16 protein-coding genes, 2 rRNA genes and 4 pseudogenes (1 of these 22 only partly in view) are annotated in these 20,625 nt (G+C 59.2%); 11 read left to right on the top strand and 11 right to left on the bottom strand.

Features of this window, described 5'->3' with window-relative positions; all coding sequences use genetic code 11:
- Nucleotides 1-554: ribosomal RNA gene (locus CES87_RS00565) — 23S ribosomal RNA — on the top strand (it extends 2,337 nt beyond the left edge of the window).
- Between the two features lie 138 nt (nucleotides 555-692).
- Nucleotides 693-808: ribosomal RNA gene (gene rrf / locus CES87_RS00560) — 5S ribosomal RNA — on the top strand.
- Nucleotides 809-976: 168 nt separating this feature from the next.
- Here the strand turns inward: rrf and CES87_RS00555 are convergent.
- The gene (locus CES87_RS00555; RefSeq protein ID WP_128604515.1) at nucleotides 977-1,696 is read right to left on the bottom strand and encodes a response regulator transcription factor; all 720 of its coding nucleotides are present in this window, start codon (nucleotides 1,694-1,696) and stop codon (nucleotides 977-979) included.
- A 165-nt stretch (nucleotides 1,697-1,861) separates the two neighbouring features.
- Here CES87_RS00555 and CES87_RS00550 point away from each other — a divergent pair, with 165 nt between their 5' ends.
- Entirely contained in the window at nucleotides 1,862-3,391 is a 1,530-nt protein-coding gene (locus CES87_RS00550) for a HAMP domain-containing sensor histidine kinase (RefSeq protein ID WP_128604514.1), read from the top strand.
- A 180-nt stretch (nucleotides 3,392-3,571) separates the two neighbouring features.
- On the opposite strand, the pseudogene CES87_RS00545 reads toward CES87_RS00550, so the two are convergent.
- The 4 genes and pseudogenes from CES87_RS00545 to glyQ all read right to left on the bottom strand — a co-directional run bounded on the left by CES87_RS00545 (nucleotide 3,572) and on the right by glyQ (nucleotide 7,960).
- Nucleotides 3,572-4,350 (bottom strand): annotated as a pseudogene (locus CES87_RS00545) (lysophospholipid acyltransferase family protein).
- A 66-nt stretch (nucleotides 4,351-4,416) separates the two neighbouring features.
- Nucleotides 4,417-4,949 (bottom strand): annotated as a pseudogene (gene gmhB, locus CES87_RS00540) (D-glycero-beta-D-manno-heptose 1,7-bisphosphate 7-phosphatase).
- A 6-nt stretch (nucleotides 4,950-4,955) separates the two neighbouring features.
- Nucleotides 4,956-7,010: a glycine--tRNA ligase subunit beta gene (glyS, locus tag CES87_RS00535; protein WP_128604513.1), complete on the bottom strand. Its 2,055-nt coding sequence runs from the start codon at nucleotides 7,008-7,010 to the stop codon at nucleotides 4,956-4,958.
- On the bottom strand, nucleotides 7,007-7,960 hold the full coding sequence (gene glyQ, locus CES87_RS00530; RefSeq protein WP_003213601.1) for a glycine--tRNA ligase subunit alpha: 954 nt from the start codon (nucleotides 7,958-7,960) through the stop codon (nucleotides 7,007-7,009). Before glyQ ends, glyS begins: the two co-directional genes overlap by 4 nt.
- A gap of 81 nt (nucleotides 7,961-8,041) precedes the next feature.
- Between glyQ and tag the strand changes: the two genes are divergently transcribed.
- The 3 genes from tag (at nucleotide 8,042) to CES87_RS00515 (ending at nucleotide 9,837) form a co-directional block, all read left to right on the top strand.
- Nucleotides 8,042-8,599 carry a DNA-3-methyladenine glycosylase I gene (gene tag, locus CES87_RS00525; RefSeq protein WP_128604512.1) on the top strand — a complete coding sequence of 186 codons (558 nt, stop codon included), beginning with the start codon at nucleotides 8,042-8,044 and terminating at the stop codon, nucleotides 8,597-8,599.
- A gap of 40 nt (nucleotides 8,600-8,639) precedes the next feature.
- Nucleotides 8,640-9,527: a lysophospholipid acyltransferase gene (locus tag CES87_RS00520; RefSeq protein WP_128604511.1), complete on the top strand. Its 888-nt coding sequence runs from the start codon at nucleotides 8,640-8,642 to the stop codon at nucleotides 9,525-9,527.
- Nucleotides 9,528-9,597: 70 nt separating this feature from the next.
- Nucleotides 9,598-9,837, top strand: a complete 240-nt coding sequence (locus CES87_RS00515; RefSeq protein ID WP_128604510.1) for a PilZ domain-containing protein — start codon at nucleotides 9,598-9,600, stop codon at nucleotides 9,835-9,837.
- Here CES87_RS00515 and CES87_RS00510 read toward each other — a convergent pair whose 3' ends face one another.
- The 5 genes from CES87_RS00510 to def all read right to left on the bottom strand — a co-directional run bounded on the left by CES87_RS00510 (nucleotide 9,838) and on the right by def (nucleotide 14,526).
- Nucleotides 9,838-10,152 carry a tetratricopeptide repeat protein gene (locus CES87_RS00510; protein WP_128604509.1) on the bottom strand — a complete coding sequence of 105 codons (315 nt, stop codon included), beginning with the start codon at nucleotides 10,150-10,152 and terminating at the stop codon, nucleotides 9,838-9,840.
- Between the two features lie 134 nt (nucleotides 10,153-10,286).
- On the bottom strand, nucleotides 10,287-11,660 hold the full coding sequence (trkA, locus tag CES87_RS00505) for a Trk system potassium transporter TrkA (RefSeq protein WP_128604508.1): 1,374 nt from the start codon (nucleotides 11,658-11,660) through the stop codon (nucleotides 10,287-10,289).
- Between the two features lie 22 nt (nucleotides 11,661-11,682).
- Nucleotides 11,683-12,993: a 16S rRNA (cytosine(967)-C(5))-methyltransferase RsmB gene (gene rsmB / locus CES87_RS00500; protein ID WP_128604507.1), complete on the bottom strand. Its 1,311-nt coding sequence runs from the start codon at nucleotides 12,991-12,993 to the stop codon at nucleotides 11,683-11,685.
- Nucleotides 12,990-13,949, bottom strand: a complete 960-nt coding sequence (fmt, locus tag CES87_RS00495; protein WP_128604506.1) for a methionyl-tRNA formyltransferase — start codon at nucleotides 13,947-13,949, stop codon at nucleotides 12,990-12,992. The genes rsmB and fmt overlap by 4 nt, the downstream gene beginning before the upstream one ends.
- 70 nt (nucleotides 13,950-14,019) lie before the next feature.
- Complete coding sequence (def, locus tag CES87_RS00490; RefSeq protein ID WP_128604505.1) at nucleotides 14,020-14,526, bottom strand: peptide deformylase; 507 nt, start codon at nucleotides 14,524-14,526, stop codon at nucleotides 14,020-14,022.
- A gap of 171 nt (nucleotides 14,527-14,697) precedes the next feature.
- Between def and CES87_RS00485 the strand changes: the two genes are divergently transcribed.
- The 3 genes and pseudogenes from CES87_RS00485 (at nucleotide 14,698) to CES87_RS00475 (ending at nucleotide 17,519) form a co-directional block, all read left to right on the top strand.
- A complete protein-coding gene (locus CES87_RS00485) occupies nucleotides 14,698-15,723 on the top strand; it encodes a LysM peptidoglycan-binding domain-containing protein (RefSeq protein ID WP_128604504.1) in 1,026 nt (341 codons plus the stop codon).
- Nucleotides 15,724-15,804: 81 nt separating this feature from the next.
- Nucleotides 15,805-16,907 (top strand): annotated as a pseudogene (gene dprA / locus CES87_RS00480) (DNA-processing protein DprA).
- Nucleotides 16,908-16,961: 54 nt separating this feature from the next.
- Entirely contained in the window at nucleotides 16,962-17,519 is a 558-nt protein-coding gene (locus CES87_RS00475; RefSeq protein ID WP_128604503.1) for an L-threonylcarbamoyladenylate synthase, read from the top strand.
- A 113-nt stretch (nucleotides 17,520-17,632) separates the two neighbouring features.
- On the opposite strand, the pseudogene CES87_RS00470 reads toward CES87_RS00475, so the two are convergent.
- A pseudogene (locus tag CES87_RS00470) lies at nucleotides 17,633-18,609 on the bottom strand (NADPH:quinone reductase).
- A gap of 163 nt (nucleotides 18,610-18,772) precedes the next feature.
- Here CES87_RS00470 and hemF point away from each other — a divergent pair.
- The gene (gene hemF, locus CES87_RS00465) at nucleotides 18,773-19,687 is read left to right on the top strand and encodes an oxygen-dependent coproporphyrinogen oxidase (protein WP_128604502.1); all 915 of its coding nucleotides are present in this window, start codon (nucleotides 18,773-18,775) and stop codon (nucleotides 19,685-19,687) included.
- 13 nt (nucleotides 19,688-19,700) lie between these two features.
- A complete protein-coding gene (gene aroE / locus CES87_RS00460; RefSeq protein WP_128604501.1) occupies nucleotides 19,701-20,522 on the top strand; it encodes a shikimate dehydrogenase in 822 nt (273 codons plus the stop codon).
- Nucleotides 20,523-20,625: the final 103 nt, after the last annotated feature.

Genomic DNA, 20,625 nt, shown 5'->3' with positions numbered 1-20,625 from the left:
GAGACAGACACGTCGAGCAGGTACGAAAGTAGGTCTTAGTGATCCGGTGGTTCTGTATGGAAGGGCCATCGCTCAACGGATAAAAGGTACTCCGGGGATAACAGGCTGATACCGCCCAAGAGTTCATATCGACGGCGGTGTTTGGCACCTCGATGTCGGCTCATCACATCCTGGGGCTGAAGCCGGTCCCAAGGGTATGGCTGTTCGCCATTTAAAGTGGTACGCGAGCTGGGTTTAGAACGTCGTGAGACAGTTCGGTCCCTATCTGCCGTGGACGTTTGAGATTTGAGAGGGGCTGCTCCTAGTACGAGAGGACCGGAGTGGACGAACCTCTGGTGTTCCGGTTGTCACGCCAGTGGCATTGCCGGGTAGCTATGTTCGGAATAGATAACCGCTGAAAGCATCTAAGCAGGAAACTAGCCTCAAGATGAGATCTCACTGGGACCTTGAGTCCCCTGAAGGGCCGTCGAAGACTACGACGTTGATAGGTCGGGTGTGTAAGCGCTGTGAGGCGTTGAGCTAACCGATACTAATTGCCCGTGAGGCTTGACCATATAACACCCAAGCAATTTGCGTCGAAAGGCCAGATTGCGGTGTGTGAAGACGCAATGAACCGAAAGTTCGCACAACACACAAATCTATTACATACCCAATTTGCTGAAGCGTCGAAAGACGGTTCGGTACCCGAATTTCTTGACGACCATAGAGCATTGGAACCACCTGATCCCATCCCGAACTCAGCAGTGAAACGATGCATCGCCGATGGTAGTGTGGGGTTTCCCCATGTGAGAGTAGGTCATCGTCAAGATTAAATTCCGAAACCCCTATCTGCGTATGCAGGTAGGGGTTTTGTTTTGTGCGCGGAAAAATCTGTCTTGCCGGATTTCTATGCAACACAAAAAGATGATTTTCTTCCAGCTTTGCTGAGGCTGCCGAATCATCTATTTTGTGGCCCTACACAACGAACGGTCATGCTTCATTCAGGTGCTGTAACCACACTCTCCAACCGGTACCCATAACCATAGATCGTCAGCAGCTGCCAGCCACGATCAGCCGTCAGCCCAAGCTTATTGCGCAGGCGGTAAATGTGCGTATCCAAAGGCCGTGACGATTCTATCTCTTCGTGCGGCCAGAACCGCTGGTAAAGGTACTCTCGGGACAGCGGTCGACCCAGATTAGTGAAAAGACACTTCGCCAGGCGATACTCCCGTTCGGTCATAACAATTGGGCTACCTGAGCGGTTCACGGTCAGCTCGGCATCGACGAATGTCAAGTCATTGAAACTCAACACTTCGGCGGCAGCGTTTCGTTGCTGGCTTTGCCGACGCAACACCGCCGCGACACGTGCTTTCAATTCATTGGGGCGGAAGGGCTTACTGACGTAGTCATCTGCCCCTGTATTCAAGGCCTGGACGATGTCGCTCTCGGTGTCGCGACTGGTGAGCATGATGGCTGAGGGTGGCGCGTCCATATGTTCGCGGGTCCAGCGCAAGAGTTCCAGGCCACTGAGGTCTGGCAGTTGCCAATCGAGGATAAGCAGGTCATAGGTTTCCCGGCGCAGTTCCCGCAATAAGTCCTCTCCCCTCGCGAAGCTTTGCAAGGACCAGGCGTCCTCCCCCGGCTCGGCCATTTGAAGCAGGGTCTGTTCCACCCGGCGCAGTTCGGCCGGTTCATCGTCCAGTATCGCGACACGCATGGGCGGTGATTCCTTGGCTCTGGGAGCGTTCCGCTGTTATTAAGACGATAGCCACTCGGTAGCAAGAGTGAAAGAAAGCGACTTGCCGTTGGTCCGCTATGATTTCAGTCATCCATTCAGACCTGTGACCCATGAGCGAATTTCTCTGTTCCATCAGTGATGCCGATGATGAATGAGCGCTGGGAAAGTCGTGAGCCGACTCAAGTCCAACGGCTGTTCAGGCAACTGGTGCGCGAATGGTTGTGTATAAGTTTCGTGCTGTTGTCGGTGACTGCACTGCTGTCCTATGCCATTCAAGTTAAATTACACGATGACACTCCTGGCTTGGGCGCCTTGCTCGCTGTTGCACTGGTGACGTGCATCCTGGGATTGCTGCTGTGGTTACCCCGCCTGGCGCTGTGGCTGACCCTGGCAGGTATCGGCTGTGCGTTGTTGACTAGTGCCGGCTTAGCAGAACTACAGAGATGGTGGTCACCGATCCCCAGTATGCTGGGTATGCTGCTAGGTTATCTGGTCTGGAACTGGCGGCGCCTCAGCGGGGTGTTGACCTATTTCGGATGGGAGTTAGCACGCCTGGACAGCGAACCGAAAATCTTACCGGAACGCCGCCGTCCGCACTTCCCCACTGATGACCGCCTGCAGGGCCAGATAATTGCACTTGAGCAAGCCATGAGTCGTACTCGCGATACCCATCGTTTCATTGCGGATGGGTTGGAGTATCTTCCAGTCGCTACGTTGATCAGCGACCCGACAGGCCGGGTCCTGTTGGGTAACCGCAAGGCCCGCGAGCTGTGCACCAGCGATTTGGTGGGGCATGACGTTCTTGAGCAATTGGCACGATTGGGGTATCCGGCATTGACTCCGGGCGTGCCGGTGCTGTTGTCCGAGCTACCACTGCTGGAGTTCCGCGACATCAAGGAGCGCAGTCTGCGTCTGGACCGCGCGCCATTGCTGCCAGTGGATGGTGATACACCGATCGGTTGGCTATTGAGCCTGACTGACCTGAGCGTCGAGCGGGAGGCGGAAGAACAACGCAGTGTGATGCTGCGGTTCCTGTCACACGACTTGCGAGCCCCCCACTCGGCGATTCTCGCCCTGCTGGATGTGCATCGCCATCAGGTTGGCGGTCATGCACCGTTGTTTGACCAGATCGAGTTACAGGTACGCCGGGCACTGGACCTTACTGACGGCTTCGTCCAACTGGCGAAAGCCGAGTCCGAAGCCTATAAGTTTCAACCAAGCCTGTTTGCGATGCTGGTGCTGGATGTGTTCGATCAGGCATTGCCGATTGCCCAGCAGAAGCAGATCGAATTGCTCCAACAGATTGATGAGCAAGCACAGGAAAGTTTGATTATGGCGGATCAGGCGCTGCTGACCCGAGCGGTGTTCAATCTACTGGAGAACGCCATCAAGTACAGCGCCAGCGGGACCCGGGTGAATGTGCAGGTCAGCTGCAGCGAAGGATGGTTGACCTGTGAGCTCATGGATCAAGGCAAGGGGATCACCCCAGAGGAGTTGCCCGATTTGTTCAGCCAATACCGACGCTTTTCCTCGGCTCAAGGTATCGATGGCGTGGGTTTGGGGCTGTCGATGGTCAGGGCAGTGGTAGATCGACACGGTGGGAGGATCGAGTGCCGAAGCGTGGTTGGAGAAGGTACCTGTTTCATTCTGCACCTGCCTCTGTTCGAAGATTGAAACAGACGAATTACAGGTATAAAAAAACCGGCTATATCAGCCGGTTTTTTTGCGCCCGAAAAAAACTTATGCACGTTTTTCAGGAATTTATTTGTTTAAGAAATATCTATATAAATCATTAAGTTAAAATCACATTACAACGCTTTTCTCAAAAACGGTACACAGGTTATCCACAGAATCTCAAACGGCTACCTGGTCGTTGGAAACCGGGGCTTGAGGTGCTGGTGGCAGCGAGCCCATTTCCCGTTGCATTTGCTCGTTCCAGGCTTGGACGCGATCGTTCAAATTGGCGATAGCGCGCGGTCCACTGCCTTCGGCATACATCGGTGCGCCGATGATTACGGTAATCACCCCCTGCTTCTTTGCCCAGCCGCTCTTGGGCCAGAACTTGCCGGCGTTATGCGCAATCGGCAGCACTGGTAGCTCGGCGTTGACCGCCAGCGCGGTACCGCCTCGGGAGAATTTGCCGATAGTGCCAAAAGGAACACGGGTGCCTTCGGGGAAGATCAGCACCCATACATTGTCCTTGAGCAGTTCGTCGCCCTTCTTCGCTACGTGCTTGAGCGCGGCTTTCGGATTTTCACGGTCGATGGCGATTGGTCGCAGCATGGCCATCGCCCAGCCAAAAAAGGTACGTAAAGCAATGAACGCTTGAGCACCTGGCTCAACGGTTCGAAGTAGGCAGAGAGAAAGAACGTCTCCCAAGTGCTCTGATGGTTCGACTGAATCACGCACGGCCGGTCGGGCACATTCTCGGCACCCTTCACTTCATAGCGAATACCTAGGAATACCTTGCTTAGCCACAAGGCGCAGCGGCACCAGTAAACATTGATGAAACGATAACGCGCCTTGAACGGCAGAAAGGGCGCGATAAAAAAGCTCAGGCTGCACCAAAGCAAGGAGCTGGTGCCCAGCAGCAGGTAAAAGAGGAAGGTTCTGATGGCCTGCAGTATCGACATGGCGACGTTTACCGTTACGGGCACTGCCCGACTGTTCAAGCGCACTCCCGAACTGTCGAAAGCGCTCTAATTGTGGATAAGTTCTGCGGCGATTGCCGCCAGATCGTCGAAAATCAACGTGCCTGCCGGTAGGGTCTTGCCCAAAGTCTTTTCGCCTTTCCCGGTCTTAACTAAAACTGGCTGAGAATCGACGGCTTTGGCGGCTTCCAGGTCACCGAGACTATCGCCGACGAACCATAGATTAGTCAGCGATACGTTGTAATGTGCGGCGATGTTTTCAACATTCCGGGTTTTGGCTTGCGGCATTCGCAGCCCTCGTCCGGCCCGTGCGGGCAATAGACGATCAGCCCGACTTCCCCACCCTGCTGCGTCACTAGCGAGCGCAAGCGCTCGTGCATGGCTTCCAGGGTGGCGATGTCGTAATAGCCGCGAGCGATGCCCGACTGGTTGGTAGCGACCGCTACCGTCCAGCCGGCCTTGCTCAACTGCGCGATGGCTTCGATCGAACCGGGAAGTGGAATCCACTCCTCCACCGACTTGATGTAAGCGTCGGAGTCGTAATTGATCACTCCGTCCCGATCGAGAATCAGCAGTTTCAAACAGACTTACCCCAGCAATGAAATATCGGCGACGCCGAGGAACAAGCCACGCAGGCGCGCCAACAGCGCATAGCGGTTAGCGCGGACCTTGGCATCTTCAGCGTTGACCATCACCGCTTCAAAGAACGCATCCACTGGCTCACGCAGGGCAGCCAGTCGTGCCAGGGATGCGCTGTACTGACGCGCCGCAGCCATCGGCTGAACGGCCTGGTCTGCCTGCTGGATCGCCGAGTACAGAGAGAACTCGTTGGCGTTATCGAAGTACTTCGCTTCCACGACGGTAGGCACGGAGCCTTCGACCTTGCTCAGCAAGTTCGACACACGCTTGTTCACCGCCGCCAGCGCAGCCGCTTCCGGCAATTTGCGGAACGCTTGTACCGCTTGCACGCGCTGGTCGAAGTCCAGGGCCGAACCGGGCTTCAGGGCGCGGACCGACAGGTAAGTTGCGACATCAACGCCTTCGTCTTCGTAACGCGCACGTAGACGGTCGAAGATGAACTCCAGCACCGCGTCGTTGAGACCGGCCGTCTTGACCTTGGCCCCGAACGCATTCACGGCGAAAGCCACGGCGTCGTTCAGGTCCAGATCCAGTTGTTTCTCGATCAGGATGCGCAGCACGCCGAGTGCAGCACGGCGTAGGGCGTACGGATCTTTGCTACCGGTAGGCAGCATGCCGATGCCGAAAATGCCGACCAGAGTGTCGAGCTTATCGGCGATGGCCACGGCCGCACCGGTCAGGGTGGACGGCAATTCAGCGCCAGCACCGCGCGGCATGTACTGCTCGTTCAGGGCCAGGGCGACGTCTTCCGGCTCGCCATCGTTGAGGGCGTAGTAGTAGCCAGCGACACCTTGCATCTCCGGGAACTCGCCAACCATTTCGGTCGCCAGGTCGCACTTTGACAGCAAGCCTGCACGAGCGGCCCAGGAAGCGTTGCCACCAATCCGCGCAGCAATATGAGCGGCGAGTCTGGAAACGCGCTCAGCCTTGTCATAGACGCTGCCGAGTTTTTCCTGGAACACCACGTTTTGCAGGCGCTGGTTGAAGTCTTCGAGTTTCTGCTTCTTGTCTTGCTTGAAGAAGAATTCGGCGTCGGTCAGACGTGGGCGAACCACCTTCTCGTTACCGGAGATGATCTGCTGCGGGTCTTTGCTCTCGATGTTGGCCACGGTAATGAAACGTGGCAGCAATTTGCCGTCGACATCCAGCAGGCAGAAGTACTTCTGATTGTCCTGCATGGTGGTGATCAGCGCTTCTTGCGGCACATCGAGGAAACGTTCCTCGAACGAACACACCAGCGGCACCGGCCATTCAACCAGCGCGGTCACTTCGTCGAGCAGGTCCGGTGGCACGATAGCGGTGCCTTCCTGGCGGGTCGCCAGCTCTTCGGTGCGCTTGCTGATGATGTCGCGACGCTCATTGGCATCGGCCAGCACATAAGCGGCGCGCAGGTCGGCCAGGTAGCTGGACGGCGAACCGATACGCACGTTTTCCGGATGGTGGAAACGGTGACCACGGGAATCGCGACCAGCCTTCTGGGCGAGGATGGTGCAGTCGATGACCTGGTCACCGAGCAGCATCACCAGCCATTGGGTCGGGCGAACAAATTCTTCCTTGCGCGCACCCCAGCGCATGCGCTTTGGAATCGGCAGGTCGTTCAGGGAATCTTCGACGATGGTTGGCAGCAGGCTTGAGGTAGGCTTGCCGGCGATGCTTTGGCTGTAACGCAGTTTCGGGCCGCTCTGATCGATTTCGCTCAGGTCGACGCCGCACTTCTTGGCAAAACCCAGTGCCGCTTGAGTCGGATTGCCTTCAGCATCGAAAGCGGCCTGACGTGGCGGGCCATCGAGGTTAATGCTGCGATCCGGTTGCTGGGTGGCCAGCGAGGTGATCAGCACAGCCAGACGACGCGGCGCGGCGTAGACGGTTTTGGTCTCGTAGTTCAGGCCTGCGGCAGCAAGGCCTTTGTCGATACCGGCAAGGAACGCCTCGGCCAGGGTGTTCAGGGCTTTGGGTGGCAACTCTTCAGTGCCCAGTTCAACCAGAAAATCCAGAGCACTCATTGTGCAGCCTCCAGCTTGGCCAGTACTTCGTCACGCAGGTCCGGGGTCGCCATCGGGAAGCCCAGCTTGGCGCGGGCCAGCAGATAGGCTTGCGCAACGGAACGCGCCAGGGTGCGAACACGCAGAATGTATTGCTGACGCGCGGTCACGGAAATCGCCCGGCGCGCATCCAGCAGGTTGAAGGTATGGGAAGCCTTCAACACCATTTCATAGCTCGGCAACGGCAGCGGCTGGTCAAGCTCGATCAGGCGCTTGGCTTCGCTTTCATAGAAATCGAACAGTTCAAACAGCTTCTCGACGTTGGCGTGCTCGAAGTTGTAGGTCGACTGTTCCACTTCGTTCTGGTGGAACACATCGCCGTAGGTCACTTTGCCGAACGGACCGTCAGCCCAGACCAGGTCGTAGACCGAGTCCACGCCTTGCAGGTACATGGCCAGACGCTCCAGACCGTAAGTGATCTCGCCGGTCACCGGGTAGCATTCGATGCCGCCCGCTTGCTGGAAGTAAGTGAACTGCGTCACTTCCATGCCGTTGAGCCAGACTTCCCAGCCCAGACCCCAGGCGCCGAGGGTCGGCGATTCCCAGTTGTCTTCGACAAAGCGGATGTCGTGAACCAACGGGTCCAGGCCCACATGCTTGAGGGAACCTAGGTACAGCTCCTGAAAGTTGTCCGGATTCGGCTTCAGGACGACCTGGAACTGGTAGTAGTGCTGCAGACGGTTTGGGTTTTCGCCGTAGCGGCCGTCAGTCGGACGACGGCTTGGCTGCACGTAGGCGGCGTTCCAGGTTTCCGGGCCAATGGCGCGCAGGAATGTAGCAGTGTGGAAAGTGCCGGCGCCTACTTCCATATCGTAGGGCTGAAGTACCACACAACCTTGCTCGGCCCAGTATTGCTGGAGGGCGAGGATCAAGTCTTGGAAGGTACGCACGGCTGGCGTAGGCTGGCTCACGAAATTCACCTGTTTCTTGGGCTGCGATTTAAAGAGCGGGAGTATACCCGATTCGTTACTGCGCACGCCCCCTGGAGCCTTATGCCACGCTGCTTTTGGTGTTCCGAAGATCCGCTGTACATGGCTTATCACGATCAGGAGTGGGGCACGCCGCTACGCGATGCGCAGGGTTTGTTCGAGTTGCTTTTGCTCGAAGGGTTCCAGGCCGGCCTTTCCTGGATCACGGTGTTGCGCAAACGCGAGCATTATCGCCAGGTGATGTTCGGTTTCGACGTTCAACGCGTGGCACAGATGAGCGACGCGGAAATCGATGAATTGATGCTCGATCCGGGCATCATTCGCAATCGTCTCAAGTTAAATGCAGCCCGACGCAATGCCCAGGCCTGGCTGGCGCTGGAGGATCCGGTGGCGTTTCTCTGGTCGTTTGTCGATGGCATACCCAAGATCAATCATTTCAAGGATCGCACCGAAGTGCCGGCCATCACGCCCGAAGCGGTGGAGATGAGCAAAGGCCTGAAAAAAGCCGGCTTCACCTTCGTTGGCCCGACCATTTGCTATGCGCTGATGCAAGCTTCGGGCATGGTCATGGACCACACGCGCGATTGCGATCGCTACGCGATGCTGGCGAACGGCGGTTAGAATAGCCGCCTCGCGCACAGCACAAGATCAGGAGTGACCTGTGGATAAGTTTAAAGGCGCCTTGCTGGTAGGCGCTCTGCGGTTGTTTGCGCTGCTCCCGTGGCGGGCAGTACAGGCAGTCGGCTCGGCGATTGGCTGGGTGATGTGGAAAACCCCCAACCGTTCCCGCGACGTAGTGCGCATCAACCTCTCCAAATGCTTTCCGGATATGGACCCCGCCGAACGCGAGCGTCTGGTTGGCCAAAGCCTGAAAGACATCGGTAAGTCCTTGACCGAAAGCGCCTGCGCCTGGATCTGGCCGGCCCAGCGTTCCATCGACCTGGTGCGCGAAGTCGAAGGACTCGACGTATTGAAGGACGCCCTCGCCTCTGGCAAAGGCGTCGTTGGCATCACCAGCCATCTGGGCAACTGGGAAGTGCTCAACCACTTCTATTGCAGCCAGTGCAAACCGATCATTTTCTACCGTCCTCCGAAATTGAAGGCTGTGGATGAATTGCTGCAAAAGCAGCGAGTGCAACTGGGTAACAAGGTTGCGGCGTCAACCAAGGAAGGTATCCTCAGCGTCATCAAGGAAGTGCGCAAAGGTGGTGCAGTGGGCATTCCCGCTGACCCGGAACCGGCCGAATCCGCCGGGATTTTCGTGCCGTTCTTCGCCACTCAGGCCCTGACCAGCAAGTTTGTGCCGAACATGCTCGCCGGCGGCAAAGCGGTCGGCGTGTTCCTTCACGCCCTGCGGCTCCCGGATGGTTCGGGCTACAAGGTGATTCTGGAAGCCGCGCCCGAGGCCATGTACAGCACCGATACCGCCACTTCCTGTGCGGCCATGAGCAAAGTGGTCGAGCGCTATGTGCGGGCGTATCCGAGCCAATACATGTGGAGCATGAAGCGCTTCAAAAAGCGTCCTCCGGGTGAGGAACGCTGGTACTAAGTCGGTTGGCATGATCTGTGGATAACCTGGGGTTCCGGGTTATCCACAACCGTTAATGCAAGGGCGCAGAATGTCCGAACATCGCAAATCGTTTCGCATCAAGATCAGTCATGAAAGCTTTGGCGAATGCCTGGGCCAGACACGCAATCTGTCGACCACGGGTGTCTACGTCAAGCATCCGGCATTGTCGACATTGCCCAGAGGCGCGGTGGTTTACGGGCAGGTGCAGGACTTACCCACAGGTGCGCCGCGGGTACGTATGGAAGTGGTGCAGGTGGACGCCGAAGGCAGCGGCTTGCGTTATCTCTGATCAGTGCGCCTGGCGTTCGAGCTTCTTCAGAAACACCGTCATTTCCTTCTCGGCCTGCTTGTCGCCGTGGTTTCGGGCGGCTTGCAGTCCACTCTCCCAAGCCTGGCGCGCTGCTGCAAAGTCCGCCAGCGCCAGATGGGCCTTGCCCAGTAGTTTCCAGGCAGCCGAATACTTCGGATCAATTTCGACGCAGCGCTGAAAATGCTCCGCAGCCTTGGCGTTTTCCCCAAGATCCAGATAGCCCTTGCCGAGGCCGAAGCGCAGCAATGAGTTATCCACACCCTTGGCGAGCATTTTTTCCAGGGATTCGATCATTGGGACGCCTTTCATTATGTAGGAGGTTCGAAATCGCCTTCGCGGGCAAGCCTCGCTCCTACAGGGGCCTGCGCCAATCCAGAAATGGCGCTAATCCTGTAGGAGCGAGGCTTGCCCGCGAAGGGGCCCTCGGATCAGAAAAAGCTCAACCCCACATGGAACAGCTTTTCCACATCGCGAATATGCTTTTTATCCACGAGGAACAGAATCACATGGTCCCCGGTCTGGATCACCGTGTCGTCGTGGGCGATGATCACTTCTTCGTCACGAATGATCGCGCCGATGGTGGTGCCCGGCGGCAGGCCGATGTTCTCGATGGCTTTGCCAATTACCTTGCTCGATTTCGCATCGCCGTGAGCAATGGCCTCGATGGCTTCCGCCGCGCCCCGGCGCAGTGAGTGCACGCTGACGATATCGCCGCGCCGAACGTGGGCCAGCAAGGTACCGATGGTTGCCAGTTGCGGGCTGATCGCGATGTCGATGTCGCCGCCTTGGATCAGGTCGACGTAGGCCGGGTTGTTGATGATGGTCATCACCTTCTTCGCACCCAGGCGCTTGGCCAGCAGCGACGACATGATGTTGGCCTCGTCGTCGTTGGTCAGGGCCAGGAAGATATCCGCGTCGGCGATGTTCTCTTCCAACAGCAGATCGCGGTCCGAGGCACTGCCTTGCAGCACGACAGTGCTATCGAGGTGATCCGAGAGATGACGGCAGCGTGCCGGGTTCATCTCGATGATCTTGACCTGGTAACGGCTTTCGATGGCCTCGGCCAGACGTTCACCGATCTGGCCGCCACCGGCGATGACAATGCGCTTGTAAGTCTCGTCGAGACGGCGCATTTCACTCATGACCGCACGAATATTCGCCTTGGCTGCGATGAAAAACACCTCGTCGTCGGCCTCGATCACCGTATCGCCCTGAGGCAGAATCGGCCGGTCCCGACGGAAAATCGCCGCGACGCGGGTTTCGACGTTTGGCATATGCTCGCGCAACTGCCGCAGTTGCTGGCCGATCAGCGGCCCGCCGTAGTAAGCCCGCACTGCAACGAGTTGCGCCTTGCCTTCGGCGAAGTCGATCACCTGCAAGGCGCCCGGATGCTGGATCAGGCGCTTGATGTAGTTGGTGACCACCTGCTCCGGGCTGATCAGCACGTCCACCGGGATGGCGTCGTTATCGAACAGTTCGGCGCGGGTCAGGTACGCGGCTTCCCGGACGCGAGCGATTTTTGTCGGTGTGTGGAACAGCGTGTGGGCGACCTGACAGGCCACCATGTTGGTTTCGTCGCTGTTGGTCACGGCAACCAGCATGTCAGCGTCGTCCGCGCCGGCCTGGCGCAGAATGGACGGCAGCGAGCCGCGACCCTGTACCGTACGGATGTCCAGGCGGTCACCGAGGTCGCGCAGACGTTCGCCGTCGGTGTCGACCACCGTGATGTCGTTGGCCTCACTGGCCAAGTGTTCCGCCAGCGAACCACCCACCTGCCCTGCACCAAGGATGATGATTTTCATCCGGTCACTCCATTGAATCCGTTTAACCGCGCGCGGCGGCGATCTTGATCAGCTTGGCGTAATAGAACCCGTCATGGCCGCCTTCCTGGGCCAGCAATTGGCGACCATGGGGCTGCTTGATGCCGGCCGTGGTAGCGAGGTCCAGCTCACGGGCGCCTGGCGTGCGGGCGAGGAACGCTTCGATGACTTCAGTGTTCTCGGTCGGCAATGTGGAGCACGTGGCGTAGAGCAGGATGCCGCCGACCTCCAGGGCTTTCCACATGGCGTCAAGCAGCTCGCCTTGCAGCGCTGCCAGCGCAGCAATGTCATCGGGTTGGCGGGTGAGTTTGATGTCCGGGTGACGACGAATCACGCCAGTGGCCGAGCACGGCGCGTCCAGCAGGATGCGCTGGAATGGCTTGCCGTCCCACCAGGCTTGAGTGTCGCGACCGTCGGCGGCGATCAATTCGGCGCTCAGGCCCAGGCGTTCGAGATTTTCCCGCACCCTTACCAGACGCTTGGCTTCCAGGTCCACCGCCACCACGCCGGCCAGTGCCGATTCGGCTTCGAGGATATGGCAAGTTTTGCCACCTGGTGCGCAGCAGGCGTCCAGCACGCGCTGGCCTGGCGCCAGGTCGAGCAGATCGGCTGCCAATTGTGCAGCCTCATCCTGCACGCTGATCCAGCCTTCGGCGAAACCCGGCAGGCTGCGCACGTCGGCGGCTGCATCGAGAATGATGCCATCGCGGCTATAAACGCACGGCTTGGCGGCGATGCCGGCTTCGCTTAGCAAGCCGAGGTACGCGTCACGGGTGTGATGGCGGCGGTTGACCCGCAGAATCATCGGCGGGTGTGCGTTGTTGGCTGTGCAAATGGCTTCCCATTGCTCGGGCCAGAAGGCTTTCAGGGATTTTTGCAGCCAGCGTGGGTGCGCGGTACGTACTACCGGGTCATGTTCCAGTTCGGCCAGCAGCGCTTCGCTTTCCCGTTGGGCGCGGCGCAACACGGCGTTGAGCAGGGCTTTGGCCCAAGGCTTTTTCAGCTTGTCGGCGCAACCTACGGTTTCGCCGATGGCGGCGTGAGGCGGGACGCGGGTGTAGAGCAATTGGTAGAGGCCGACCAGCAGCAACGCTTCGACATCGGCGTCGGCAGCCTTGAACGGTTTTTGCAGCAGCTTGGCCGCCAGCGCCGACAAGCGGGGCTGCCAGCGCGCGGTGCCGAACGCCAGGTCCTGGGTGAAACCGCGGTCGCGGTCCTCGACCTTGTCCAGTTGTGTCGGCAATGAACTGTTGAGTGAGGCTTTTCCGTTAAGAACAGCAGCCAGTGCCTTGGCGGCAGCCAGACGTGGATTCATTGAACGTCCGCCGTTTGAGCCAGAACGGTACCGGTGGCGAATTTCTCACGACGGCTGTTGAACAAGTCGCTGAAGTTCAGCGCCTTGCCGCCGGGCAATTGCAGACGGGTCAGACACAGCGCCTGCTCACCGCAAGCGACGATCAGACCGTCCTTGCTGGCGCCGAGGATTTCCCCCGGTGCGCCGTTCCCTTCAGCCATATTCGCGGCCAGGACTTTAAGGGCTTCGCCGTTCAGCGTGCTGTGGGTAATCGGCCACGGGTTGAAGGCACGTACCAAACGCTCAAGTTCAACCGCAGGGCGAGTCCAGTCGATGCGTGCTTCGTCCTTGTTCAATTTGTGCGCGTAGGTGGCGAGGCTGTCGTCCTGCACTTCACCCTCCAGCGTTCCGGCGGCGAGGCCGGCAATCGCTTGCACCACCGCTGGCGGACCCATTTGCGCCAGACGGTCGTGGAGGCTGCCGCCGGTGTCTTCGGCGCTGATCGGCGTAGTGACTTTGAGCAGCATTGGCCCGGTGTCGAGGCCTGCTTCCATACGCATCACGGTCACGCCACTTTCACCGTCACCTGCTTCGACGGCACGCTGGATGGGCGCCGCGCCGCGCCAGCGAGGCAGCAGGGAAGCGTGGCTGTTGATGCAACCCAGGCGCGGAATATCCAGTACAACTTGCGGCAGGATCAGGCCGTAGGCGACCACCACCATCAAGTCCGGTTTCAGCGCGGCCAGTTCGGCCTGAGCATCTTCATTGCGCAGCGTCGGCGGTTGCAGCACCGGGATGTTGTGCTCCTGCGCCAACTGCTTGACCGGGCTCGGCATCAGTTTTTGCCCGCGACCTGCCGGGCGGTCCGGTTGGGTGTAAACCGCGACGATCTCGTAAGGGCTATCGAGCAGGGCCTTAAGGTGTTCGGCGGCGAATTCCGGGGTGCCGGCAAAGACAATGCGCAGTGGCTCGGTCATGGGTGGCTCTCTATTGCAAAGCTTCTTGAAAAGAAAAAGGCTTGCCGCGGCAAGCCTTTGAAGATGGGCATCAGGCGTTCTGGCGATGAAGCTTTTCCAGTTTCTTCTTGATGCGGTCGCGTTTAAGCGTGGACAGGTAATCGACGAACAATTTGCCGTTGAGGTGGTCGCATTCATGCTGGATGCAAACCGCGAGCAACTCTTCGGCGAGCAGTTCGTAAGGCTGGCCGTCGCGGTCCAGCGCCTTGACCTTGACCCTTAGCGGGCGATCGACGTTTTCGTAGAAGCCCGGCACCGAAAGGCAACCTTCCTGATACTGGCCCATATCGTCGGTCAGGAGCTCGAGCTCGGGGTTGATGAACACTCGCGGCTCGGTGCGGTCTTCGGAAAGGTCCATCACGACGATACGTTTGTGCACGTTGACCTGGGTCGCGGCGAGGCCGATGCCCGGTGCTTCATACATTGTTTCAAACATGTCATCGACCAACTGACGCACTTCGTCGTCCACTACGGCCACCGGTTTGGCGATAGTGCGCAGGCGCGGGTCAGGGAATTCGAGGATGTTCAAAATGGCCATAAGCTTGATGACTGCACGTGTGAAGTAAGGTCGGGTCGGTGGCCTGGCGAGTCCGAAGATGCAGGCTACCGTTGTAAAACGTAGCTCCCTTCTTTTCATAAGCAAGCCGGGAGCGAGCCATTGATGGCTCTGGCGTTTCACGCGAACGTACATAATAAAGGGATTCACCGCATGAGGAAATCACTACTCGCCTTGCTCCTTCTGGTCTCTGCCGGTTGGGCGCACGGGCAAGTGCAACTCAGGGAAGGTTTTCCACAGCAATACACGGTGGTATCGGGGGATACACTTTGGGACATCTCCGGAAAATTCCTTCGTGAACCCTGGCAGTGGCCGCAACTGTGGCAAGCCAATCCACAAATCGAAAACCCCAATCTCATTTACCCCGGCGATTCGCTTTCGCTGGTCTACGTCAATGGTCAGCCACGTCTGACACTCAATCGCGGCGCCTCCCGGGGCACCATCAAACTCTCGCCGCGGGTACGCAGCAGCCCGGTGGCTGATGCGATTCCGAGCATTCCACTGAAATCGATCAACAGCTTTTTGCTGAGCAACCGCATCGTCGACAAGGTCGAGGATTTCGACAAGGCGCCGTACATCGTCGCCGGTGATGCCGAGCGCGTGCTCAGCGGCACAGGTGACCGTATCTTCGCCCGCGGCCACTTCGACCCGGCGCAACCGGTGTACGGCATCTTCCGTCAGGGCAAGGTCTACACCGACCCGCAGACTCAGGAGTTCCTGGGGATCAACGGCGATGACATCGGTGGTGGCGAGATCGTTGCCACCCAAGGCGACGTCGCCACACTGGCGTTGCAGCGCACGACCCAGGAAGTGCGCCTCGGCGACCGCTTGTTCAGCGGTGAGGAACGCTCGATCAATTCGACGTTCATGCCCAGCGCACCCAGCACCGATATCAATGGCCTGATCATCGATGTGCCGCGCGGGGTGACCCAGATCGGCGCACTGGACGTAGTCACGCTGAACAAGGGCCAGCGCGATGGCTTGGCGGAAGGCAATGTGTTGGTGGTGATGAAGACCGGCGAAACCGTACGTGACCGTATCACCGGCCAACCTTTGAAAATCCCCGATGAGCGCGCCGGTCTTCTGATGGTTTTCCGCACCTACGACAAGCTTAGTTACGGACTGGTGCTTAACGCATCGCGCTCGCTGGCGGTGATGGACAAGGTGCGAAATCCGTAAGCCTGCTTCACAAGTTACCAACAGAGTTATCCACAGCTTATTCCCGCTTGGACGGGTGCTTATAACGATCAAGGATGATCCATGTCACAGCCTGCAGTTACACCGGTTTCCCCTGCGGAACTGGAAGCTCGTTTACGTCTTCACCGTTTGCCGGAGCTCGGCCCGGCGCGGTTCAAGAAATTGCTGGAAGCCTTCGGTTCAGCGTCCAAAGCCATCAGTGCGCCGGCCAGTGCCTGGCGTGCGCTGGGCTTGCCTTTGGCCTGTGCGCAAGCTCGACGTTGCACTGAAGTTCGCGATGGCGCGAGCCATGCACTGGCCTGGCTGGAGCGTCCGGCCCAGCATTTATTGATGTGGGACCAGCCTGACTACCCGGCGCTGCTGGCGGAAATCAGCGATGCCCCGCCGCTGTTATTTGTGGCGGGCAACCCTGGCATTCTGGAAAAACCGCAGCTGGCGATGGTTGGCAGTCGTCGTGCTTCCAGACCGGGCATGGACACCGCCGCCGCGTTTTCCCGCAGCTTGGCCAGCGGCGGTTTTGTCATTACCAGTGGATTGGCCCTGGGCATCGATGCCGTCGCGCATCAAGCGGCGCTGGACGTTGGCGGGCAGACGGTGGGGGTGCTGGGCACGGGCCTTGAAAAATTTTATCCACAGCGCAACCGGCGCCTGGCCGACGCGATGATCGCTTCGGGCAGCGCGGTACTTTCCGAGTTCCCGCTGGACGCCGGCCCACCGCCAGCAACTTTCCACGGCGTAATCGAATCATCAGCGGTTTGTCTTTGGGCGTACTGGTGGTCGAGGCCAGTGTTGCCAGCGGTTCATTGATCACCGCGAGGCTGGCGGCGGAGCAGGGCCGCGAGGTGTATGCGATTCCGGGCTCCATACATCACCCCGGCGCCAGGGGTTGTCACCAGTTGATCCGCGACGGCGCGGTGCTGGTGGAAACCGTCGAGCATATCCTTGAAGCCTTGCGTGGCTGGCAACAACTGCCGTTATCCATAGCGGCGCCGGCGAAAGCGATCCACCCCTTGCTGAAGTTGCTCCACGCCGCGCCCCACACCAGTGAAGCGCTGGCCGACGCCAGTGGCTGGGCCCTGCCCAAAGTGCTGGTGGCGTTGACTGAACTGGAAATGGAGGGCCGCGCGGTCTGCGAAAACGGGCGTTGGTTTGCGCGGGTGAGCTAGGTTTTACAAGGAAGATCGGTAAACTGCACAGAGCCTTAATCTGGAGCGTTTTTCATGGTCAACAGTTGGCGTGTGCAACAAGCCGCACGAGCCGTTCGCGCAGGGGCGGTGATTGCCTACCCAACCGAAGCCGTCTGGGGTCTGGGTTGCGACCCGTGGGACGAAGAGGCAGTGGAGCGTTTGCTGCTGATCAAGGGCCGGGCGGTGGATAAGGGCCTGATTCTGGTCGCAGATAACATTCGTCAGTTCGACTTCCTGTTCGAAGACTTCCCCGAGCTGTGGATGGACCGCATGGCCAGCACTTGGCCGGGGCCGAACACCTGGCTGGTTCCGCATCAAAATTTGTTGCCGCAGTGGATTACCGGTGTGCATGAAACGGTGGCCCTGCGGGTCAGCGATCACCCGCAGGTGCGGGATTTGTGCGCCCTCGTTGGGCCATTGGTGTCGACGTCCGCCAACCCGCAGGGCCGGCCGGCGGCGCGTACGCGAATTCGTGTCGAGCAGTATTTCCGTGGACAGATTGATCTGGTGCTGGGCGGGAATCTCGGCGGGCGCAAGAACCCGAGTGTGATTCGCGATCTGGCAACCGGGCAAGTTGTGCGCCCCGGTTGAGACCGCGTCATCGTTCTTCGCGGGCAAGCCTCGCTCCTACAGAATTTCGGCCGTTCCCCGATTATGTGTCGGGCGCGGTAGCGTAGGAGCGAGGCTTGCCCGCGAAGAGGCCCTCAAGGTAACAGCACTACCGAACCGGTCGTACGCCGCGCCGACAACTCGGTCTGCGCCTTCGCCGCATCCGCCAGTGGATAACGCTGGCTGATATCCACCTTCAGCTTGCCGCTGATGATCATCTCGAACAGCTCATCGGCCATACGCTGCAAGTTTTCCGCGTTGTTGGCGTAGGTCCCCAGGGTCGGCCGAGTCACGTACAGCGAACCTTTCCCCGCCAAAATCCCAGATTCACACCATCCACCGCGCCAGACGCATTACCAAAGCTCACTACCAGCCCCCGTGGCGCCACACTGTCGAGTGAAGTCAGCCAGGTGTCCTTGCCGACACCGTCGTACACCACCGAGACTTTTTTGCCGTCAGTCAATTCCAGTACGCGTTGTGCGACGTTTTCATGGCTGTAGTCGATTGTCGCCCAGGCGCCATTGGCCTTGGCCAGTGCCGCTTTTTCCGCTGAGCTGACTGTACCGATCAACTTTACGCCCAGTGCCTTGGCCCACTGGCAGGCAAGTGAGCCCACACCGCCGGCAGCGGCGTGGAACAGGATCGTTTCGCCACCCTTGAGTTCATAGGTCTGACGCAGCAGGTACTGCACGGTCAGGCCTTTGAGCATGACCCCGGCAGCCTGTTCGAAGCTGATGGCGTCCGGAAGCTTGACCAGATTGGCCTCTGGCAAGACGTGAACGTCACTGTAGGCGCCCAACGGGCCGCTGCCGTAAGCCACGCGGTCACCGACCTTGAACCGGGTGACTTCGCTGCCGATCGCCTCGACCACGCCCGCGCCTTCGGACCCTACACCCGAAGGCAGGGACGGTGCTGGATAGAGACCACTACGGTAATAGGTGTCGATGAAGTTCAGGCCGATGGCCTTGTTGCTCACACGGACCTGCTGCGGGCCGGGCTCGGCGGGTTGGTAATCCACATACTCGAGCACTTCGGGGCCGCCATGGGCGCGGAACTGAATACGCTTTGCCATCTTCTCTCTCCTGAGACTGTTTTACCAAGCGTCCTATCGGACTCATAAGCTTGATCTTCGTCAACTGCGATCAGCGCATCGGCGGTGGTATGCTACGCGCCCATTTGCGCAGACCCCGCTCCGATGGAGCGCCGCGTAGTTTTGCCCGATCCAAGGTGATGCCATGTCTACCCGCACCGAGGCCGTAAAAGCCTATCTGCTCGACCTGCAAGACCGTATTTGTGCTGCCCTGGAAGCCTTCGAGGTCGGCGCGCGCTTCGTCGAAGACGCCTGGACCCGGCCTGCAGGCGGCGGCGGACGTACGCGGGTGATCGAAAACGGTACGGTCATCGAAAAGGGCGGCGTCAACTTTTCCCACGTCTTCGGCAGTGGTCTGCCGCCGTCCGCCAGCGCCCATCGGCCGGAACTGGCCGGGCGTGGCTTCGAAGCCCTGGGCGTATCGCTGGTCATCCACCCGCACAACCCGCACGTACCGACGTCCCACGCCAATGTGCGTTTTTTCATCGCCGAAAAAGAAGGCGAAGAGCCGGTCTGGTGGTTCGGCGGCGGTTTCGACCTGACGCCTTATTACGGTAATGAAGAAGATTGCGTGCACTGGCACCGCGTGGCCGAGCAGGCCTGCGCGCCGTTCGGCCCGGACGTTTACCCGCGTTACAAAGCCTGGTGCGACAGCTATTTCCACATCAAGCATCGTCACGAACCGCGGGGCATCGGCGGCCTGTTTTTCGATGACCTGAACGAGTGGGACTTCGACACTAGTTTCGCTTTCATGCGCGCCATAGGTGATGCGTACATCGATGCTTATCTGCCGATCGTGCAGCGCCGCAAGGACGATGCGTTTACAGCCCAACAGCGGGAATTCCAGGAATTCCGCCGCGGGCGTTACGTCGAGTTCAACCTGGTTTACGACCGCGGCACCTTGTTCGGCCTGCAATCGGGTGGGCGTACCGAGTCGATCCTCATGTCCCTGCCACCGCAAGTACGCTGGGGTTATGACTGGAAAGCCGAGCCCGGCAGCGAAGAGGCGCGCCTGACCGAGTACTTCCTGCAAGACCGCGATTGGTTGGCCGAAGCCTGAACGAGGAATGTTGATGGACCGCTATGTCGTTTTCGGTAATCCGATTGGCCACAGCAAGTCGCCACTGATTCATCGTCTATTCGCTGAGCAGACCGCTCAGCCACTGGACTACAGCACTTCGCTGGCGCCGCTCGATAATTTTTCCGACTTTGCCCGGGCTTTTTTCCTTGAGGGACGCGGCGCGAATGTGACGGTGCCGTTCAAGGAGGAAGCGTTCCGCCTGGCGGACAGCCTGACAGCGCGTGCGCAGCGAGCCGGTGCAGTGAACACCTTGAGCAAGCTGGACGATGGCAGCCTGTTGGGTGACAACACCGACGGCGCAGGTCTGGTGCGGGACCTGACGGTGAACGCCGGGTTCAGCCTCAAGGGCATGCGCATTTTACTGCTCGGTGCCGGCGGTGCGGTGCGCGGTGCGCTGGAGCCTTTACTGGCCGAGCAGCCGGCGTCGGTGATCATCGCCAACCGCACGGTGGACAAGGCTGAACTACTGGCTGAACTGTTCTGCGATCTGGGACCGGTATCGGCCAGCGGATACGACTGGTTGCAGGAATCGGTGGACCTGATCATCAACGCGACGTCTGCGAGCCTTTCTGGTGAAGTGCCGCCGATTGCCGCCAGCCTGATCGAGCCGGGCAAAACGGTGTGCTACGACATGATGTACGGCAAGGAGCCGACCTCGTTCTGCCGTTGGGCCAGCGAACACGGCGCGGCGGTGGCAATGGACGGTTTAGGGATGCTCGCCGAACAGGCGGCGGAGGCGTTCTTCCTGTGGCGGGGTGTGCGCCCGGACACGGCGCCGGTGCTGGCCGAACTTCGCCGACAACTCGCCGCATAACCCGCCTGTATGCATAACCCCTGTAGGAGCGAGGCTTGCCCGCGAAGGCGTCCTCAAGTACGCCAAAAGCTTCGCGGGCAAGCCTCGCTCCTACAGGTGATCT

Origin of the sequence: Pseudomonas sp. ERMR1:02 (assembly GCF_002277815.1) — a bacterium.
Classification (GTDB): Bacteria; Pseudomonadota; Gammaproteobacteria; order Pseudomonadales; family Pseudomonadaceae; genus Aquipseudomonas.
Note: the sequence above shows the minus strand (reverse complement) of the source record. Positions and strands in the feature narration are given on the sequence as shown.

What these genes read in the sequence shown, in the direction of transcription:
- CES87_RS00555 (WP_128604515.1), bottom strand. Translation starts at nt 1,696, where the DNA reads ATGCGTGTCGCGATACTGGACGATGAACCGGCCGAACTGCGCCGGGTG.
- CES87_RS00550 (WP_128604514.1), top strand. Translation starts at nt 1,862, where the DNA reads ATGATGAATGAGCGCTGGGAAAGTCGTGAGCCGACTCAAGTCCAACGG.
- glyS (WP_128604513.1), bottom strand. Translation starts at nt 7,010, where the DNA reads ATGAGTGCTCTGGATTTTCTGGTTGAACTGGGCACTGAAGAGTTGCCA.
- tag (WP_128604512.1), top strand. Translation starts at nt 8,042, where the DNA reads ATGCCACGCTGCTTTTGGTGTTCCGAAGATCCGCTGTACATGGCTTAT.
- CES87_RS00515 (WP_128604510.1), top strand. Translation starts at nt 9,598, where the DNA reads ATGTCCGAACATCGCAAATCGTTTCGCATCAAGATCAGTCATGAAAGC.
- CES87_RS00510 (WP_128604509.1), bottom strand. Translation starts at nt 10,152, where the DNA reads ATGATCGAATCCCTGGAAAAAATGCTCGCCAAGGGTGTGGATAACTCA.
- trkA (WP_128604508.1), bottom strand. Translation starts at nt 11,660, where the DNA reads ATGAAAATCATCATCCTTGGTGCAGGGCAGGTGGGTGGTTCGCTGGCG.
- rsmB (WP_128604507.1), bottom strand. Translation starts at nt 12,993, where the DNA reads ATGAATCCACGTCTGGCTGCCGCCAAGGCACTGGCTGCTGTTCTTAAC.
- fmt (WP_128604506.1), bottom strand. Translation starts at nt 13,949, where the DNA reads ATGACCGAGCCACTGCGCATTGTCTTTGCCGGCACCCCGGAATTCGCC.
- def (WP_128604505.1), bottom strand. Translation starts at nt 14,526, where the DNA reads ATGGCCATTTTGAACATCCTCGAATTCCCTGACCCGCGCCTGCGCACT.
- CES87_RS00485 (WP_128604504.1), top strand. Translation starts at nt 14,698, where the DNA reads ATGAGGAAATCACTACTCGCCTTGCTCCTTCTGGTCTCTGCCGGTTGG.
- CES87_RS00475 (WP_128604503.1), top strand. Translation starts at nt 16,962, where the DNA reads ATGGTCAACAGTTGGCGTGTGCAACAAGCCGCACGAGCCGTTCGCGCA.
- hemF (WP_128604502.1), top strand. Translation starts at nt 18,773, where the DNA reads ATGTCTACCCGCACCGAGGCCGTAAAAGCCTATCTGCTCGACCTGCAA.
- aroE (WP_128604501.1), top strand. Translation starts at nt 19,701, where the DNA reads ATGGACCGCTATGTCGTTTTCGGTAATCCGATTGGCCACAGCAAGTCG.